We start from the raw sequence: 17,764 nt of genomic DNA on the forward strand, positions 1-17,764 counted from the left end.
CCCGGTCAGGCATAGACGATTTTGAGAACCTCATAGGATTTTTCGCCCCCCGGTGTGCGCACTTCGACCGAATCGCCTTCTTCCTTGCCGATAAGGGCGCGGGCGATGGGCGATTTGATGTTGAGCAGACCGTTTTCGATCTTGGCCTCGTACTCACCCACGATCTGATAGGTCTTTTCCTCGTCCGTGTCTTCGTCAACCAGCGTCACTGTTGCGCCGAACTTGATCGGGCCGGACATTTTTGCCGGGTCGATCACATCCGCAAGCGAGATCACGCCCTCAAGCTCCTTGATGCGGCCTTCGATGAAGGACTGCTTTTCCTTGGCGGAGTGATATTCGGCATTTTCCGACAGGTCGCCATGCTCGCGTGCCTCTGCAATCGCCTTGATGATGGCGGGGCGCTCAACGCTTTTCAGCTGCTTGAGTTCGGTTTCCAGTGCGGTGTGACCCGCGCGGGTCATCGGGATCTTTTCCATGGGCCGTCCGTCCACGTAAGGAGGGCCGCACCCCGGTTGATACCGGGAGCGGCCTAGGTTGCTTTGCTTGGACACCAAGTGACCCAAAGTTGCCGCCGATTGCAAGGGGGCAGCGCAGGATCGGCGGGCAGCGGTGGTCAGTCGTAGGCGACGACCTCGTATTCGATGCCGTCATCATCGTGGAAATAGAACCGCCGCCCCGGTTCATAGTTTGCATGGTTTCCGGTCTTGAACCCATGCGCCTTGATGGCGTCCTCGGTGCCGTCCAGGTCGTCGACAACAACCGCGATATGGTTCAGCCCAGCGACGCGATTGTAGCTGGATGTGGCTTCATTTGCCGGGGTTCCGGGGGTGTAAAGCGCCAGGTATTGATCGTCTGTGCCGACATGAACCGTATGTCCGCCCGCCATGGCGTCGCCCTGCCAGCGGATGTGCCAGCCAAACAGCTTTTCCATCCATGCGGCTGTGGCGGCAGGGTCGGACACGGTGAAATTCGTATGTTCGAGGATTGCAGGCATCTTGGTCTCCTTTGATGTTGATTTTCTCATCGTAATTGCTGAACCTCACTTTAGGTCAAGGTATTTTACGGAGAGACTTCAGATGGCGGTGAATGACGGGTTGTCGATTGGGGCGCTGGCGGACCGGACCGGGCTGGCGGTCTCTGCCATCCGCTATTACGAGGCGCAGGGGCTGATCCGGCCCTGGCGCAACGCGGGTGGCCAGCGCAGGTTCGAACGGGCGGATCTGCGGCGTCTGAGCTTTGTGATGATCGCGCAGCAGTTCGGATTTACCTTGCCCCAGATCAAGGCGGAACTGGACCGGCTGCCGGGCGGGCGGACGCCGAACAAGGCGGATTGGGCCCAGATCAGTGCGGGTTTCAAGACCGCGCTGGACCAGCGGATCGACACGTTGACCAGGCTGCGTGATCGTCTGGACAGTTGCATCGGGTGCGGGTGTCTCAGCCTGGACAGTTGCGCGCTTTACAACCCTGCCGACAAGGCGGGGGATCGTGGGCAAGGGCCGCGTTTCCTGATGGGTGACACCCCAGAGGACTGAACGGTGCGGCGTCAAACCTTCGGAACCTGGCCGCGTATCGGGCGTTTGACCCTGCGTGACGCGATGATCCGCGCGAAATTTCACCCCACGTCCGGATTGCAAAGGGGCTTGGCGTGGTTTAGCCAATTTCAAACCTTTTTAATTGCCTGGAGGGAGCGCCGAGCATGGCCGAGATCGAACGCGAAGCAATGGAATATGACGTGGTGATCGTGGGCGCGGGGCCTGCCGGTCTTTCCGCTGCGATCCGGCTGAAACAACTGGATGCCGACTGCAATGTCGTCGTGCTCGAAAAAGGCTCCGAAGTGGGCGCGCATATCCTGTCAGGTGCGGTGCTGGACCCTTGCGGGCTAGATGCGCTGATCCCCGACTGGAAGGAAAAGGGCGCGCCTGTCACCGTGCCGGTCAAGGAAGACAACTTTTACATGCTGGGCGAGGCGGGCAAGCTGCGGGTGCCGAACCTGCCCATGCCGCCGCTGATGAACAACCACGGCAATTACATCGTTTCCATGGGCAACGTCTGCCGCTGGATGGCAGAACAGGCCGAGGAACTGGGCGTCGAGGTGTTTCCGGGCATGGCCTGTTCCGAACTGGTGTTCGGTGACAATGGTGAGATCAAGGGCGTCGTCGCCGGGGAAATGGGCTTGGGTGCGGATGGCAAACCCGGCTCCAGCTATGAGCCTGGGATGGAACTGCACGGCAAATACGTGTTCCTGTCCGAAGGTGTGCGCGGCAGCCTGTCGAAACAGGTGATCGCCAAATACGGTCTGGACGAGGGCAAGGAGCCGCAGAAATACGGCCTTGGCATGAAGGAAATCTGGGAGATCGACCCGGCCAAGCACCGCGAAGGCACTGTGACACACACGATGGGCTGGCCGCTGGGCAAGAATGCGGGCGGCGGGTCTTTCATCTATCACCTTGATAACAATCAGGTCTATGTCGGGTTTGTTGTGCACCTGGGCTACAAGAACCCGCATGTGTTCCCCTACATGGAATTCCAGCGCTTCAAACATCACCCGATGATCAAGGAGTTGCTGGAAGGCGGCAAGCGGGTGGCCTATGGCGCGCGGGCGATCACCGAGGGCGGCTATCAGTCGATGCCCAAGATGGTGGCACCGGGCGTGGCGCTGCTGGGCTGTTCGGTCGGCATGGTCAACGTGCCGCGTATCAAGGGCAACCACAACGCCATGCTGTCGGGCAAGGCGGCGGCGGAAGCGGCCTATGCGGCAATCTCGGCAGGCCGGTCCGGTGATGAGCTGACCGCCTACGAAGACGACGTGCGCGGCGGTGCCATTGGTGCTGACCTCAAGAAGGTGCGTAACGTCAAACCGCTGTGGTCCAAGTATGGCCTGACCACATCCCTCGCCGTAGGCGGGTTCGACATGTGGTGCAACACGTTCGGCTTTTCACTGCTGGGTACGCTGAAGCACGGCAAATCTGACGCGGAAGCGACGGAAAAGGCGGCCAAGCACAAGCCCATCGACTATCCCAAGCCCGACGGGAAGCTCAGCTTTGACCGACTGACCAACGTGGCATTCTCCTTTACCAATCACGAGGAAAGCCAGCCTGCGCATCTGACTCTGAAAGACCCGGATGTCCCGGTCAAGGTCAACCTGCCCGAATACGCGGGGCCGTCGGCGCGGTATTGCCCGGCAGGGGTCTATGAATTCGTGGTGGAAGACGGCAAGGATCCGCGTTTCGTGATCAACTTCCAGAACTGCGTGCACTGCAAGACCTGTGACATCAAGGACCCCACGCAGAACATCGTCTGGACCACGCCGCAGGGCGGCGACGGACCGAACTATCCCAACATGTGATTGGGCTGACATGTGATGGGGAAAAAGGCGGGGGCGACCCCGCCTTTTTCCTGTCCGCAACGCCTTGCTCACAGGTGCGTCATGGAGGGGCTGTGCCATTGCGCTTGGCGCTGGACCTGATAGCCTTTGGGAAAACAGAATTAGAGGCCGTTGCAAAATGATAAGACTAGTGCTGAGTGCTGTTGCCATGCTTGCGGCCAGCAGCGCCCTGACATCGCCGGTACAGGCGCAATCGGTGGCGGGTGCCTATCTGGCTGGGCGGCACGCCGCTGTCAGCAGCGATTACGCGGAGGCCGCGCGGTATTATACCGAGGCGCTGGCCCATGATCCGACAAATGCCGAGCTGATGGAAAGCGGGACGCTGTCCTTGCTGTCTCTGGGCGATGTGGACAGGGCCTTGCCGCTGGCCCGCGCGCTAGAGGAAAAGAACCACCGCAGCCAGGTCGCCCGGCTTGTTCTGACCGCTGATATGGCCAAGAAGGGTGAATATGAAGCCCTGCTGGAACGGGGCGATGATGCGACCGGGATCGGCCCCTGGGTCGACGGGCTGGTCAAGGCCTGGGCGCATATGGGCGTGGGCGACGTGACCTCGGCCATGACAGCGTTCGATACGCTCAGTGAAGAACCGGGGATGCAGGGGCTTGTGATGTATCACAAGGCCCTCGCCCTGGCGAGCGTCGGCGATTACGAAAGTGCCGCAGAGATATTCGGCGAGGGCCTTGTCGGTTCTGCCGGTCAGACCCGCCGCGGTGTGATGGCCCATGCTGAAATCCTGGCGCAACTTGAGCGGCAGCAAGAGGCGCTGACGCTGATCCGGACCAGTTTTGGCACCGGGACCGACCCCGAACTCGACATGCTGATTGCGGCGCTCGAAGCGGGCGATCCGGTGCCGTTCACCCATGTACCGGACCCGTTGGCCGGGATGGCGGAGGTGTTCTTTACCTTCGCGGCAGTCTTGAAAAACGAGAATACGGGCGATTATTATGTGCTGCTTTATTCGCGTGTCGCGCGATACCTGCGGCCCGATCACATGGATGCGCTGCTGCTGACCGCCGAACTGCTGGAGAACCTGGGCCAGTATCAACTAGCGATTGACGAATTCGCGGCGGTGCCCGCGGACAGCCCCACGTATCATGCCGCTGAACTTGGTCGCGCAGGTGCATTGCGCCGGTCCGGCAAGGAAGATCAGGCGATCGAAGTTCTGACCCAACTGGCGCGCAGTCACGGCGATCTGGCCGTGGTACATTCGACCCTGGGTGACCTGCTGCGCGGGCGCGAAGACTGGGCCGGTGCGATTGCCGCCTATGACCGTGCCATCGAACGCGTGCCGGAAGACAACCGCATGCGCTGGGTGCTCTATTATTCCCGTGGCATTGCCTATGAACGCTCTGGTGACATGGCGGCCTCGGAAATTGATTTCCGTGCCGCGCTGGCCGTCAATCCCGAACAACCGCAGGTGCTCAACTACCTCGGGTATTCGCTGGTCGAACAGCAGCGCAATCTGGACGAAGCGCTGGACATGATCGAGCGCGCTGTCGCGGCAAGCCCCGATTCCGGTTACATCGTGGATTCGCTGGGCTGGGTTCTCTATCGGCTTGGCCGCTACGAAGAGGCGGTTGATCAGATGGAGCGCGCGGTGGAACTGTTGGCGGTCGATCCGGTGATCAACGATCACCTTGGCGATGTCTATTGGGCCGTAGGGCGCAAGCGTGAGGCAGAGTTCCAATGGCGCAGGGCGATTTCCTTTGTCGACCCGGAAGATACCGACGGCGAAGCGGACCCCGAAAGGATGCGCCGCAAGCTGGAGGTCGGTCTGGACGCGGTGCTGGATGAAGAAGGCGCCGAGCCGCTGAAAACCAGCAGCGATATCTGAGCGGTCGATGGCTGAAGTGCCGCTGCGCGTGCAGGTACGTGCGCCTGCGAAAATCAACCTGACCCTGCATGTCACCGGGCAACGGGCCGATGGGTATCACCTGCTGGATTCGCTCGTGGTCTTTGCCGATGTTGGTGACAGGCTGGAACTGACGACGGGCGCACCGCTTTCGCTGAACATCTCCGGCCCGGAAGGCGGCGGGTTGCATGCCCGTGGCGACAATCTGGTGCTGCGGGCGGCCGCCCTGCTACCGGATGCGCCGACCGGCACATTCAGACTGGAAAAGAACCTGCCGGTTTCCTCCGGTATCGGAGGCGGGTCCGCCGATGCCGCAGCGGCGGTGCGGGCCATGCTTGCCAGCCAGGCGGAGGACGCGGTTCCAACGGACCTTGCGGACCACCTGCTGGCATTGGGCGCTGACATCCCGGTTTGCCTGTCAAGCAGCCCCAGCCGGATGCGCGGGGTCGGGGAGCACCTGGCACCTGTTCCGGACATGCCCGTACTGCACGCGGTTCTGGTGAACCCCCGTGTGGCCCTGTCCACACCGGCGGTGTTCAAGGCCTTGGAGAATAGGAAAAATCCGCCGATGCAGGAACCGTTGCCGGCCTTTACCACTACCAATCACCTGATCGCCTGGCTGCGGGATCAGCGCAATGACCTGCAAGCGCCTGCTGTGTCGCTGGCACCGGTGATTGATGATGTGCTGGACTCCCTCAGGGCCACTCAGGGCTGCCTGCTGGCGCGGATGTCGGGGTCGGGGGCCACCTGTTTCGGGCTGTTCGACAATGCTGCACAAGCCAAATCGGCTGCCGCGTGGCTGGCGGACTTGCAGCCGGACTGGTGGGTGACCGCGACCCAGTTGGGCGACATGCAGGCCCTTTGTCAGCCCAGGGTCGAAACCCTTTGATCAGCTGATCCTGCTGACCACGTAGTCCGCAAGATCGCTGAGCATGGATTTCACCGGATGGTCGGGCAGGGGGGCAAGCGCCGCCTGGGCCTTCTCCGCCCAGACCATGGCATCCTGTTGTGTCTCTGACAGAGCGTCATGGCGGTGCAAAAGGTCCAGCGCGGTCTCAAGATCGCCGTCTTCCTGGCGGCCTTTCTCTATTGTCCGCACCCAAAAGGCGCGTTCTTCGGCATCAGCCTTTGCCACGGCCTTGATCACCGGCAGGGTCAGCTTGCGCTCGCGGAAATCGTCGCCCACGTTCTTGCCCGTGGCATCTGCCTGACCGCGATAGTCCAGCAGGTCATCGACAATCTGAAAGGCAACGCCCAAAGCGTCGCCATAGTCGAACAGCGCCCGCACGTGATCCTCGGGAGCATCGGCGATCACGCCGCCGACTTCCGTTGCGGCAGAGAACAGCGCGGCCGTCTTGCCCCGGACCACTTGCAGATAAACACTTTCGTCGGTCGCGAGGTTCTGCGCGGCGGTCAATTGCAGCACTTCACCCTCCGCAATCGTGGCGGCGGCATTCGACAGGATCGTCATCACCCGCAATGACCCCGGTTCGGTCATCAACTGGAAGGACCGCGCGAACAGGTAATCACCCACCAGCACCGATGACTGATTGTCCCACAACAGGTTGGCCGTGGGCCGTCCGCGCCGCTGGGCACTTTCATCTACCACATCGTCATGCAGCAGGGTTGCGGTGTGGATGAACTCAACCGTGGCCGCGAGGTGTACATGGTAAGGGCCGTCATAGCCACACATGCGGGCCGCCGCGAGGGTCAGCATGGGGCGCAGGCGCTTGCCGCCCGCTTCGACCAGATGTGCCGTGACCTCGGGGATGCGCGGCGCATGTTTCGACGCCATCCGCTCGCGGATCAGCGCACCGACGGCGGCCATGTCCTCGGTCAGATAGGCGGCCAGCCTGTCATGCGGTTTGGCCTTTGTCGCGATATTCATGGCATGGCCCCACCCAAGGCTCGACAAACGGGCGCGCTTGGCCCAAATCAATCTGATGAAGGAACTTTTGCGCAGCACCGACATGACGATCATCGCCTTTGCCACGGCCCTTCTCAGGGGCGAGGATATAGCCTGCTTCGAGATGGACGTAAATATGAGCGTTCTGGAAGGTGGCATCGGAATTTTTCCGCGCCGCCTGATGGTGCACCCCGATGACCACGACGCCGCGTGCCGGGTGATGCGCGATAACGAGATTCCGCTGGGCCTGTGAGCGGGGCCGAAGACAGCGAGTTGACCCATGACGCCTTTCTGGGCGGCAGGTTGCACCTGTGGCAGCCGCGACAGGGCTACCGGGCCGGGGTGGATGCGGTGCTGCTGGCCGCCTCTGTGCAGGCCACATCGGGCCAGCGCGTGCTGGAGTTGGGATGTGGCGTCGGCACTGCGATATTATGCCTGAATTCAAGGGTTTCCGGCCTGACGCTGGCGGGGGTCGAAGCCCATGCACCGATGGCGGAACTGGCCCGGCGCAACGGCGGCGATGCGCTGGAGGTGTTCACAGCCGACCTGGCCAAATTGCCGCAGGCCCTGCGCGCGCGCCAGTTCGATCATGTGCTGGCCAACCCGCCCTATTATGATCGCGCGGCCTCTGTCCGGTCGGACGATCCGGCGCGAGAGTCAGCCCACGGAGAGACCACACCGCTGGCCACATGGGTCAAGGTTGCGGCGAAACGTCTCGCCCCCAAGGGGCAGGCCCATTTCATTCACCGGGTGGAACGCCTGCCCGACCTGATCCGCGCTCTGCCGGATGACCTCGGCTCTGTCGAGGTGCTGCCGCTTGCCGCCCGATCGGGGCGTGCGCCTGACCGCGTCATTCTGCGCGCGCGCAAGAACGGGCGGGCGGCATTCCGCCTGCATCCAGCACTCGCACTGCATGCGGGCGCGCATCATGAAAGTGACGCAAAAGACTATGTTCCGGCGGTCGACGCCGTGCTCCGCACGGGCGCGGCGCTGACGTTTTAGGCCGCGTTAAGCAATCTTTTACTACTTTAGCGATTATGCTGCAGGACAGCGTGACAGATAGATCGTTCTGTGGTCCACTCTAAGGACTGTTTCATCATATGGAGGTTTACATGGCTTTTGACGCACATCTGGAGACTCTGAGAAGGAAACATCAGGCGATGAGCGACGCGGTGGAGACGGCCCAACGCTCCCCTGGTATTGATGATCTGGAAGTTGCTACAATGAAAAAAGAAAAATTGCGCCTCAAGGAAGAAATCGCGCGCCTCTCGGCATAGGTCCGCGGACCTAACGCCTTTTCATGCTGGTGTAGGCGGCGATACCTGCGCCGCCAGTGATCAGCAAAGCCGCCCACAGCAATGTGAGACTGGGGGCGGCGACCCCGGCGACTACAAGCACCAATGTGGACAGCAGGGGTGCCGCGTAAGAGCTTGTTCCCAATAGCTGAATATCGCCGCGTTTCACACCGATATCCCACACAAAGAATGCGAGCCCCACAGGGCCGAGGCCAAGGCCGAGAATCGCTGCCCAACCCATCGTGGTAGCGGGCAGAATCGTTTGCTCGAACATGAGGTGCAGGGGCAGCGACAGGCCCGCCGCCGCCAGGCAAAAGACAGTCACGGATACGGTCGGCGCATCGCCCACCAGCCGTGACAAAACCGAATAGCCGGACCAGGTCACCGCACAAAGCAGGGCCAGCATGTAACCCGGCAGGTTGTCAGCCGAAAAACCCAGCCCGCCCCCCGCAATGATCAGGGCCGCGCCTGCAAATCCCAATGCCGCGCCCAGCATATGCCCGCCGCGCAGCCGCTCGCCCGGCAACAGCCCCGAGAAGATCACGATCAGGAGCGGCCAGAGATAGGCGATCAGCCCCGCCTCGGCCGCAGGTGCCAGGCGCAGGGCAGAGAAATAGAGCGCGTGATAGCCGAACAGCCCCAGTGTGCCAAAGACATAGACCCGCAGCGGCACGCGCTTCAATGACCCAAGCGCACCCGTCGCGCAGGCCCAGACCAACCCCAGCGTCCCGCCGATGGCAAAGCACAGTGTATTGAGCAGGAGTGGCGGTGTCGGTGCCGATCCGACAGTGAACAGCGCCAGCAACGCCCAAAGAAGCACCGCGATAAAGCCGATAGCGGTGGCGGTCTGTCGTGTCATGTTCGCGATGCCCTCTTCAGTATGGTCATCGCGTCGGCGATATGCGCGGTCTTGTCAATCTCTCGCAGCATCCAGTCGCGGAAGGCTGCGATCTGGGGGCGGTCCTCTGCCCCCATGGGGCAAATGAAGCTAAACCCTGCACCGGTCGGCAGGGCGGTCTGATAGGGTGCGATCAACCGGCCCTCTGCCAGATCCTTGATCACCAAGGCGCGACGCCCCAGCACAACGCCCATCCCTGCGAGGGCCGCGTCCACCGCGTGATCGGCCTGGGAAAACCTCGGGCCAGCCGGCTTGAGCGGGGGCACGCCCATCGCGACGGACCATGCGGCCCAGTCGGCAGGCGGGTCGAGGAAATCCATCGATTCATCGGTGATCAGCACCGCATTCCGCAGGTCAACAGGATCGGGATAGCGGGCCGCCAGTTCGGGCACCATCACGGGCGTCACCCATTCATCTGCCAGCGGCAGGGCGTAAAGGTCGGGATAGGGGCCATGGCCAAAGCGCACCGCCACGTCCACGTCGTCGCGGGCAAAGTCCACCAGATGCAGGGAGGCCGAAAAACGCAGTTCGATTTCGGGATGTTCCTGCGCAAAATCGAAAAGGCGTGGGGCGAGCCATTTGGCGGTGAATGCGGGCCCAGCCGTCACTGTCAGCGACTGGCGGTCCTGCGTACGCTGGGCTGCACGCCATCCTCGGGTCAGAATTTCAAACCCGGTCCGGGCATCCGGGGCAAGCGCGCGCCCGGCGTCGGTCAGTTCGACCATGCGGTTCATGCGTCGGAACAGCGCGGTGCCAAGGTGCTCTTCCAGCGACTTGATCTGAAAACTCAACGCGGCGGGTGTCACGTTCAATTCCGCTGCTGCCCTGGCAAAGGACATGTGGCGTGCGGCAGCGTCAAAGGCGCGCAAGGCAGTCAGAGGGGGCAGGCGGCTTACCATATTCAGTTAAGTATACCTTAACCGATGGGTTGAAAAGTCTCGTTTGTAAGTCGCGTTTCAAAGTCCCAAATTGGCATCAGGTCAAGAACACTGAACCGACCGCAAAGGAATAAGCCGATGATCGAAGCCACAACAAACGCCGCAACCCGCAACGCAATCTATAAAGCCCATCGCGAGCGCGGGGCTGCCATTAACGCCTTTTGGGGCTGGTTGTTCCCCCGTTTCGCCCGCTGACGGCGGCGGTTCGGGCGCTCCCGGCTTGAACCAACAAAAAAGGCCGGCTCGCATGAGCCGGCCCTTGGTTGTCGCAGGTCGCGCAATCAGACGAAGAATTGCGCACCGTTCGCAGAGATGGTGGAGCCGTTGATGAAACCCGCATCATCCGCGACCAGGAATTTGACGGCGCGGGCGATTTCTTCAGGCTCGCCCAGGCGTCCGGTGGGAATTTGCGCGATGATCGATTCGCGGACCTTGTCAGGCACGGCCATCACCATATCCGTGCCGATATAGCCGGGGCAGATCGCATTCGCAGTGATGTTCGCCCGCGCACCTTCCTGCGCCAGCGATTTGACGATGCCCAGGTCACCGGCTTTGGTCGCGGCGTAGTTCACCTGCGCAAACTGCCCCTTTTGTCCGTTGATCGAGGAAATCACCACGATGCGCCCGAACTTGCGTTCGCGCATGCCCGGCCAGATCGGGTGGATCGTGTTGAACACGCCGGTCAGGTTGGTGTCGATCACCTGATGCCATTGTTCCGGTGTCATCTTGTGAAAGGGGGCGTCACGGGTGATGCCCGCATTGGCGACGATCACTTCGACCGGTCCCAGATCCGATTCGACCTGTGCGATCCCGCTCTTGGAGGACTCGTAGTCGGCCACGTTCCACTTGTAGGTCTTGATCCCGGTTTCCTTGGTGAATTCGGCAGCGGCTTCATCATTTCCGGCATAGGTGGCGGCAACGGAATAGCCTGCATCCTTCAGTTCTTTCGAGATGGCGGCGCCGATCCCACGGCTTCCTCCGGTTACAAGTGCGACACGGGACATTCTGTTTCCTCCAGTAATGATATTTCGAAATGCATCTATCAGACGCAATTTTGTTACGTACAAGTCCGGTTTATGCGGCTTGTTCAGGGTTGGCAACACCGAAGCGGACTTGGCCGTTCAATTTGTCAACTCTACCATATGGCGAGAGAATTTCAGCCATCCAATTTCTCGGTATTTCAGATCCGGCACAGCTTTGCCGGGTCCGCAAGCTTGTGGTGCCTGCGGTCCATATCGCTTCAATTTTCCTGGTAAAAGTGGTCTGGGCCGCCACCCCGGCAGACCAATGTTCGAAACAGGGGGATGTGACGGGTGCGGGCATCTGCAAAAAGCGGCGCGGCCCCGTGAAAGGGCCGCACCAAAAGTCGATTCAAGGGCGTTCGAGGCACATGGCAACGCCCATGCCGCCGCCGATGCACAGTGTCGCCAGGCCCTTTTTCGCGCCGCGGCGCTTCATCTCGAACAACAGGGTGTTCAGGATGCGCGCACCGGAGGCCCCGATGGGGTGGCCGATGGCAATGGCACCGCCGTTCACGTTCACGATGGCAGGGTCCCAGCCCATGTCCTTGTTCACCGCGCAGGCCTGAGCGGCAAAGGCTTCGTTGGCTTCGACCAGATCCAGGTCTTCGGCCTTCCAGCCCGCCTTTTCCAGCGCCTTGCGGCTTGCATAGATCGGACCGATGCCCATGATCGACGGATCAAGGCCCACAGTCGCGTAAGAGGCGATGCGCGCCAGCGGTTCGATGCCCCGCCTTTCCGCGTCGTCCGCGCTCATCAGCAGGGCACCTGCTGCACCGTCATTCAGACCGCTTGCGTTTGCGGCGGTTACGGAGCCGTCCTTGGTAAAGGCCGGGCGCAGTTTCTGCATGGCTTCCATAGTGGCACCGTGGCGGATGTATTCATCCTGATCCATGATTGTGTCGGCCTTCCGGCCCTTCAAGGTGAAGGCGACGATTTCGTCGGCAAACTTGCCGGCCTTCTGCGCGGCTTCGGCCTTGTTCTGGGAGGCGACGGCGAATTCGTCCTGCTGGTCCCGGCTGATCTGCCATTTCTCGGCGACGTTTTCGGCGGTCTGACCCATGTGGTAGCCGTTGAAGGCATCCCAAAGGCCATCGCGGATCATCGTGTCGATGAATTGCAGATCGCCCATTTTCTGGCCCGCGCGCAGGTTTTGCGCATGGGGCGACATGGTCATGTTTTCCTGGCCACCGGTGGCCACAATGGTGGCATCACCCAGCTGGATGTGCTGCGCGCCAAGCGCCACGGCCCGCAGGCCGGAGCCACAGACCTGGTTGATTGACCAAGCAGCGGCTTCCTTCGGCAGGCCCGCATTGATATGGGCCTGACGGGCAGGGTTCTGGCCCTGTGCGGCAGTCAATACCTGGCCCAGGATGGTTTCGGACACATCGGCTGCATCCACGCCAGCGCGGGCAACGAGTTCGCGCAAGACGGCGGCACCCAGATCGTGGGCAGGGGTATTGGCGAAGGAGCCTCCAAAGCTGCCCACAGGGGTGCGCGCAGCGGATGCAATGACGACGTTGGTCATGAGATAGCGTTCCTCTTCATGTTCGGCAGAAGAGTCTTGCCGCGGTGAAGGGGTGAATACCGCGACTCCTCTGCCCTCTGGGATTGTCATATCCCAAGGACCGGGGCGCGGCAACTGAGTGACGCAGGCGGTTTACCGGGCCGCCGACCGCCGCGCAGGTGTCTGCCAGTCGGGCTGTGTGGTGGGCGCGCCGAAGAAATACCCCTGCAAACAATCCACGCCAAGTGCCGCGACGGTTGTAGCGTCCTGTTTGCTTTCTACATTCTCGGCGATGGTGAGCATGTCAAAATGCCGCGCGATTGAGATCAAGGCACCGGTCAGGGCACGGTTGTCTGCATCTTTCGCAATGCCGCGGATGAACTGGCCGTCGATCTTGATCACGTCAAAGAGGAAATCCTTGAAGTAGCGAATGGCGGTCTGGCCCGCGCCAAAGTCATCAAGGGCAAAGCAGATACCACGGGGTTGCAGTTCGTCCATCAAATCCACGACCAGCTCCGGCACGGTCATGGCCGAGCTTTCGGTGATTTCCAGGATCAGCCGTTCGCCCAACGTCGGGTGGCGGTTGAGCGCGCGGTGCAGCAATTGGGTCCATCCCTTGTAGCCGATGGAGCGGGCGGACATGTTGATCGAGAGGCGCAGGCCAGGATGCCGTTGCAGGGCGGTCAGCCCCATCCGCAGGGCAATGACGTCAATCTCGCGGCCCAGATCAGTATCTTCGATCACCGGCATGAATTCCCGCGCGGGGATCACGCGACCGGTTGCATCCAGAACCCGGATCAGCCCCTCGTAGAAGGCCACGGTGCCGGTCGCGCGCGCGGACACGACAGGCTGATAGGCCAACAGGGTTTCCTTGTGCGTTATGGCGTCACGCACCATGGCAAGCGTGTCGCGGTCGCGCGCGGCGACGGCATGGGTCAGCGGGCTGACGGCATGTGAGGGCACATCGGCCCATTTCTGTTTCTGTCTGGCGTTCACGGCATGTACTTTCCCAGGGTGCTGCGCCACCATGACGCCCAAAGTGATAACGGCGCTTTAAGGAACGAATTCGCTTCGAATTGTTCCTGCGCAAAGGAGGGACCATGCAGCGCTGCGGATGGGCCGGGACCGACCCGGTATATATCGCCTATCACGACAGGGAATGGGGTGTGCCCGAATATGACAGCAGGGCATTGTGGGAAAAGCTGATCCTGGATGGCTTTCAGGCCGGGCTGAGCTGGATCACCATCCTCAGGAAGCGGGACAATTTCCGCCGGGCTTTCGCGGGTTTCGATCCCAACCAGATTGCAACCTGGGGGGAGGCAGAGGTGGCCCGGCTGGTGAACGATGCGGGGATCATCCGGCACCGGGGCAAGATCGAGGCAGCGATTGCAAATGCCCGCGCCTGGCATGAGGTGGAGGCCCGCGAAGGCTTTGACGCCTTCATGTGGCGTTACGTAGATGGGGTGCCATTGCAAAACCGTTTTGCGACACAGGCCGAAGTGCCCCCGCAGACACCGCTTTCGCAGCAGGTTTCGAAGGACCTGAAGAAGGCGGGTTTCAAGTTCTGCGGACCCACCATCGTCTATGCCTGGATGGAGGCCTGCGGGTTGGTCAACGATCATATCGTAAGCTGTCACCGGCACGCGGATTGCGCGGAATTGGGGCATTTAGGAGCCTCTGGTGCCTCTGGTTGATACCGCTGGTTCAAACCGCAGTTGTGGCGGTTTGGGGCAGTCTGCCGAAATCGGGCATTCTTGCATTGACTCCCCGTGGCACCCCCGTATAAGCGCGGCTTCATTGGTGTTGGTGGCCCCCGCAAGGGGATGCCTGTCGGGGTTTCGACCCAAAGGACAACGCCCTTTACCGCCCCACGGGGCCACATAAAGGAGAACAGCCGTGACAAAACGCACCGCTGCCAAGCACAAGCTCGACCGCCGTATGGGCGAAAACATCTGGGGCCGTCCGAAATCCCCGGTGAACCGCCGCGAATATGGCCCCGGCCAGCACGGCCAGCGCCGCAAGGGCAAACTGTCCGATTTCGGCATTCAGCTGCGCGCCAAGCAGAAGCTGAAAGGCTACTACGGCGACCTGACCGAAAAGCAATTCCGCCGCATTTATGGTGAAGCCGAGCGCGTCAAGGGCGACACCGGTGAAAACCTGATCGGCCTGCTGGAGCGTCGCCTGGACGCGGTTGTCTACCGCGCCAAGTTCGTCGCAACCGTTTTTGCCGCGCGCCAGTTCGTGAACCACGGCCATGTCCGTGTGAACGGCAAGAAAGTGAACATCCCCTCCTACCGCGTGAAAGAGGGTGACGTGGTCGAAGTGCGTGACCGTTCCAAGCAGATGGTTGCCCTTCTGGAAGCGACACAATTGGCCGAGCGTGACGTGCCCGATTACATCGAAGCCGATCACTCCAAGATGACAGCGACTTTCGTGCGCACACCGGGGCTGGGCGATGTGCCCTATCCGGTGATGATGGAACCGAACCTGGTTGTGGAATTCTACGCGAAGAACTAAGGTTTTTCGCCATCCTGTCTGGAAAGGCCGCACCGCAGGGTGCGGCCTTTTTCATTCGGGGTCGGGTGCGAGATACCTGCTGCCGCTGAAGAAGATGTTGTGCCGGCGCCTGATGCGCACGCCGCTGCGGTCAAGGCGATAGCCGCGGTCCTCCATGATCTGGCGCACCATATGGCCGATCATCTGCTTGATCTGATGATCCCTGACCTGGTTGCCGAAGGCTTGCACAAGTGCGGGGGAGAGCGGTTCGATGGCCGGACGGCCGAGATAGGTCGCCGTTTCCATGCGCAGGCGGTTTTCGGGCTGCCTGAGAAAATTCCAGAGCGCTGCACCGTTCTGCAGATGAAAGGCGCGCGCGAACTTGTCTGGTCTGTAGGTCAGCATTCCCGGCCGCCTCCTCCGCCATTTGCAAAAAAAGACATGTCTTCTTTTGTATTTGGGAAATGTTTCTGGGAAAGCGGCCTTTGCCAGTGTACCAACAGCCCCCAACGCAGGAGGAGACGCCCATGGAAGTTCCGTTCAAGACCACCCGTATGCTGAATTTTGGCGATTGCGACATCTCTGGCACCGCCTATTTCCCGTCCTACCTGAACATTCTCAACGGTGTGAACGAGGAATTCTGGCTTCACCTCGGCTGGCCCTGGCACAAGATCATCTGGGAAGACCGCTGGGGCACGCCGACCGTGCATCTGTCATCCGACTTTTCCAGTCCCTCCTTCTTTGGCGAAGAGCTTACCTTTGAAGTACATGTGAAAAAGGTCGGGCGGTCCTCGGTCACGCTGTACCATGAAATCAGTTGCAAGGGTGAAAAACGCTGGTCCAGCACGCAGGTGCTCGCGGCCTCGGACCTCGACAAACATATCTCGATTCCATGGCCCGCCGATGTGAAAGCGGCCCTCGAAGCCTGCCTCGTCAGCGACGCCCCGTCTCAGGATTGACCCTGCCGCTTGCCTCATGCATCAGCGGGGGCAATCCGTGACAAAGTGAGGTACGCCGCATGACCGCATATCCAACCTATGGCCGCATTGACGGCCCGATCGTGATCATTGGCTTCGGCTCCATCGGGCGAGGCACATTGCCCCTGATCGAACGTCATTTCGACTATGACGCGGATCAGCTTGTGGTGATCGAACCCGACGCCGGCGTGCATACCTTTCTGAGCCAGCGCAAGATCCGCCATATCGCGGAAAAAGTCACGCGCGACAATTATCGCGAGCTGCTGGGGGGGCTCTTCAAGGACGGGAAGGGGTTCTGTGTGAACCTCAGTGTGGACACCTCCAGCCTTGATATCATGAAGCTGTGCCGTTCCCTTGGCGTGCTTTACATCGACACGGTGGTAGAGCCCTGGGAGGGGTTCTACTTTGAGACCCAGAACAACGCGGAACGCACCAACTATGCCCTGCGCCAAAAGGTGCGGGACGAGGCGGCGGCCAATCCCGGAGGGACAACGGCGGTGTCCTGTTGCGGGGCCAACCCCGGCATGGTCAGCTGGTTTGTCAAAGAGGCGTTGCTGACACTGGCGCAGGACACGGGCAGGCAGGTGACCACCCCCGAAACCCGCGAAGGCTGGGCCAGGTTGATGCAGTCGCTGGGCGTCAAGGGCGTGCATATCGCAGAACGCGACACCCAGGCCCGCCGCATCCCCCGCCCCCGTGGCACCTTCGTCAACACCTGGTCGGTGGAGGGTTTCATCTCCGAAGGGTTCCAACCCGCTGAACTGGGCTGGGGCACCCACGAGACCTGGATGCCGGAGAACGCCCACAGCTATGAGACCGGTTGCCAGTCGGCAATCTGGTTCGAGCGTCCGGGTGCCATCACCCGTGTTCACACCTGGTGCCCCACGCCCGGTCCGCAGTTCGGCTTTCTGGTGACCCATAACGAAGCGGTGTCGATCTCGGATTATTACACCGTCGGCGATGCAGCGGCCCCCGACTACCGTCCGACCTGTCATTATGCCTATCACCCTTCCGACGATGCGGTGCTGTCCCTGCACGAGATGTTCGGCTCCGGCGTGACGCAGACGAAACACCATATCATGGAGCCCGACGAGATTTCCGAAGGCATCGACGAGCTTGGCGTGCTGCTCTACGGCCATGAAAAGAACGCACTCTGGTATGGCTCCCGCCTGAGCAATGCAGAGGCGGTGGAACTGGCCCCTTACCAGAACGCCACCGGCCTTCAGGTGACCTCTGCCGTGCTTGCGGGGATGGTCTGGGCGCTGGAGAACCCAACCGCCGGGATCGTCGAAACCGACGAGATGGACCATGCCCGCTGTCTTGAGGTTCAACGGCCCTACCTCGGCCCGGTAGAGGCGCATTATACCGACTGGACGCCGCTGCAGAACCGCTGGGAATTGTTCCCCGAGGACATCGACGAAACCGATCCCTGGCTTTTCCGCAACGTGCTGGCCAGTTGACGAAACCGGTGGTGCCGCCCTGCACGGGCCG

General features: G+C 61.2%; 20 protein-coding genes. 11 read left to right on the forward strand and 9 right to left on the reverse strand.

Annotation, left to right across the window (positions count from 1 at the left end; translation table 11 throughout):
- Window positions 1-5 precede the first annotated feature (5 nt).
- Together greA and A8B82_RS00310 are read right to left on the reverse strand one after the other, a co-directional pair.
- Window positions 6-476, reverse strand: coding sequence for a transcription elongation factor GreA (gene greA / locus A8B82_RS00305; protein WP_067286802.1), 471 nt, complete (start codon window positions 474-476; stop codon window positions 6-8).
- Window positions 477-613: 137 nt separating this feature from the next.
- Window positions 614-994: a VOC family protein gene (locus A8B82_RS00310; protein WP_067286804.1), complete on the reverse strand. Its 381-nt coding sequence runs from the start codon at window positions 992-994 to the stop codon at window positions 614-616.
- Between the two features lie 82 nt (window positions 995-1,076).
- Between A8B82_RS00310 and soxR the strand changes: the two genes are divergently transcribed.
- From soxR to A8B82_RS00330, 4 genes are all read left to right on the forward strand, one after another.
- Complete coding sequence (gene soxR / locus A8B82_RS00315) at window positions 1,077-1,532, forward strand: redox-sensitive transcriptional activator SoxR (protein WP_067286806.1); 456 nt, start codon at window positions 1,077-1,079, stop codon at window positions 1,530-1,532.
- Between the two features lie 164 nt (window positions 1,533-1,696).
- The gene (locus A8B82_RS00320; protein ID WP_067286808.1) at window positions 1,697-3,346 is read left to right on the forward strand and encodes an electron transfer flavoprotein-ubiquinone oxidoreductase; all 1,650 of its coding nucleotides are present in this window, start codon (window positions 1,697-1,699) and stop codon (window positions 3,344-3,346) included.
- Between the two features lie 157 nt (window positions 3,347-3,503).
- Complete coding sequence (locus A8B82_RS00325) at window positions 3,504-5,219, forward strand: tetratricopeptide repeat protein (protein WP_067286810.1); 1,716 nt, start codon at window positions 3,504-3,506, stop codon at window positions 5,217-5,219.
- A 7-nt stretch (window positions 5,220-5,226) separates the two neighbouring features.
- Window positions 5,227-6,126: a 4-(cytidine 5'-diphospho)-2-C-methyl-D-erythritol kinase gene (locus tag A8B82_RS00330; RefSeq protein WP_067286813.1), complete on the forward strand. Its 900-nt coding sequence runs from the start codon at window positions 5,227-5,229 to the stop codon at window positions 6,124-6,126.
- Here the strand turns inward: A8B82_RS00330 and A8B82_RS00335 are convergent, their stop codons facing one another.
- On the reverse strand, window positions 6,127-7,125 hold the full coding sequence (locus A8B82_RS00335) for a polyprenyl synthetase family protein (RefSeq protein ID WP_067286815.1): 999 nt from the start codon (window positions 7,123-7,125) through the stop codon (window positions 6,127-6,129).
- 55 nt (window positions 7,126-7,180) lie between these two features.
- Here A8B82_RS00335 and A8B82_RS00340 point away from each other — a divergent pair, with 55 nt between their 5' ends.
- The 3 genes from A8B82_RS00340 (at window position 7,181) to A8B82_RS00350 (ending at window position 8,420) form a co-directional block, all read left to right on the forward strand.
- The gene (locus A8B82_RS00340) at window positions 7,181-7,396 is read left to right on the forward strand and encodes a putative signal transducing protein (RefSeq protein ID WP_067287276.1); all 216 of its coding nucleotides are present in this window, start codon (window positions 7,181-7,183) and stop codon (window positions 7,394-7,396) included.
- Window positions 7,393-8,145: a tRNA1(Val) (adenine(37)-N6)-methyltransferase gene (locus tag A8B82_RS00345; protein WP_067286818.1), complete on the forward strand. Its 753-nt coding sequence runs from the start codon at window positions 7,393-7,395 to the stop codon at window positions 8,143-8,145. The genes A8B82_RS00340 and A8B82_RS00345 overlap by 4 nt, the downstream gene beginning before the upstream one ends.
- A 110-nt stretch (window positions 8,146-8,255) precedes the next feature.
- Window positions 8,256-8,420: a YdcH family protein gene (locus tag A8B82_RS00350; RefSeq protein ID WP_067287278.1), complete on the forward strand. Its 165-nt coding sequence runs from the start codon at window positions 8,256-8,258 to the stop codon at window positions 8,418-8,420.
- A gap of 10 nt (window positions 8,421-8,430) precedes the next feature.
- Here the strand turns inward: A8B82_RS00350 and yddG are convergent, their stop codons facing one another.
- The 5 genes from yddG to A8B82_RS00375 form a co-directional block, all read right to left on the reverse strand.
- Window positions 8,431-9,297: an aromatic amino acid exporter YddG gene (yddG, locus tag A8B82_RS00355; protein WP_067286832.1), complete on the reverse strand. Its 867-nt coding sequence runs from the start codon at window positions 9,295-9,297 to the stop codon at window positions 8,431-8,433.
- Window positions 9,294-10,235: a transcriptional regulator GcvA gene (locus A8B82_RS00360; protein ID WP_067286835.1), complete on the reverse strand. Its 942-nt coding sequence runs from the start codon at window positions 10,233-10,235 to the stop codon at window positions 9,294-9,296. Before A8B82_RS00360 ends, yddG begins: the two co-directional genes overlap by 4 nt.
- Window positions 10,236-10,555: 320 nt before the next feature.
- Window positions 10,556-11,278, reverse strand: coding sequence for an acetoacetyl-CoA reductase (gene phbB / locus A8B82_RS00365; RefSeq protein ID WP_067286838.1), 723 nt, complete (start codon window positions 11,276-11,278; stop codon window positions 10,556-10,558).
- Between the two features lie 367 nt (window positions 11,279-11,645).
- Complete coding sequence (locus tag A8B82_RS00370; RefSeq protein WP_067286840.1) at window positions 11,646-12,821, reverse strand: acetyl-CoA C-acetyltransferase; 1,176 nt, start codon at window positions 12,819-12,821, stop codon at window positions 11,646-11,648.
- Window positions 12,822-12,953: 132 nt separating this feature from the next.
- Window positions 12,954-13,796: an EAL domain-containing protein gene (locus A8B82_RS00375; RefSeq protein ID WP_235604587.1), complete on the reverse strand. Its 843-nt coding sequence runs from the start codon at window positions 13,794-13,796 to the stop codon at window positions 12,954-12,956.
- A 104-nt stretch (window positions 13,797-13,900) separates the two neighbouring features.
- Between A8B82_RS00375 and A8B82_RS00380 the strand changes: the two genes are divergently transcribed.
- Both A8B82_RS00380 and rpsD read left to right on the forward strand, forming a co-directional pair.
- A complete protein-coding gene (locus A8B82_RS00380) occupies window positions 13,901-14,494 on the forward strand; it encodes a DNA-3-methyladenine glycosylase I (protein ID WP_067286848.1) in 594 nt (197 codons plus the stop codon).
- A gap of 202 nt (window positions 14,495-14,696) precedes the next feature.
- Complete coding sequence (rpsD, locus tag A8B82_RS00385) at window positions 14,697-15,317, forward strand: 30S ribosomal protein S4 (protein WP_067286849.1); 621 nt, start codon at window positions 14,697-14,699, stop codon at window positions 15,315-15,317.
- Between the two features lie 51 nt (window positions 15,318-15,368).
- On the opposite strand, the gene A8B82_RS00390 is transcribed toward rpsD, so the two are convergent.
- Entirely contained in the window at window positions 15,369-15,701 is a 333-nt protein-coding gene (locus A8B82_RS00390) for a hypothetical protein (RefSeq protein WP_067286853.1), read from the reverse strand.
- Window positions 15,702-15,823: 122 nt separating this feature from the next.
- On the opposite strand from A8B82_RS00390, the gene A8B82_RS00395 reads away from it, so the two are divergent.
- Window positions 15,824-16,255, forward strand: coding sequence for an acyl-CoA thioesterase (locus tag A8B82_RS00395; protein WP_067286856.1), 432 nt, complete (start codon window positions 15,824-15,826; stop codon window positions 16,253-16,255).
- Window positions 16,256-16,314: 59 nt separating this feature from the next.
- A complete protein-coding gene (locus A8B82_RS00400; protein ID WP_067286857.1) occupies window positions 16,315-17,733 on the forward strand; it encodes a homospermidine synthase in 1,419 nt (472 codons plus the stop codon).
- Window positions 17,734-17,764: the final 31 nt, after the last annotated feature.

Origin of the sequence: Sulfitobacter sp. EhC04 (assembly GCF_001650875.1) — a bacterium.
GTDB lineage: Bacteria > Pseudomonadota > Alphaproteobacteria > Rhodobacterales > Rhodobacteraceae > Sulfitobacter.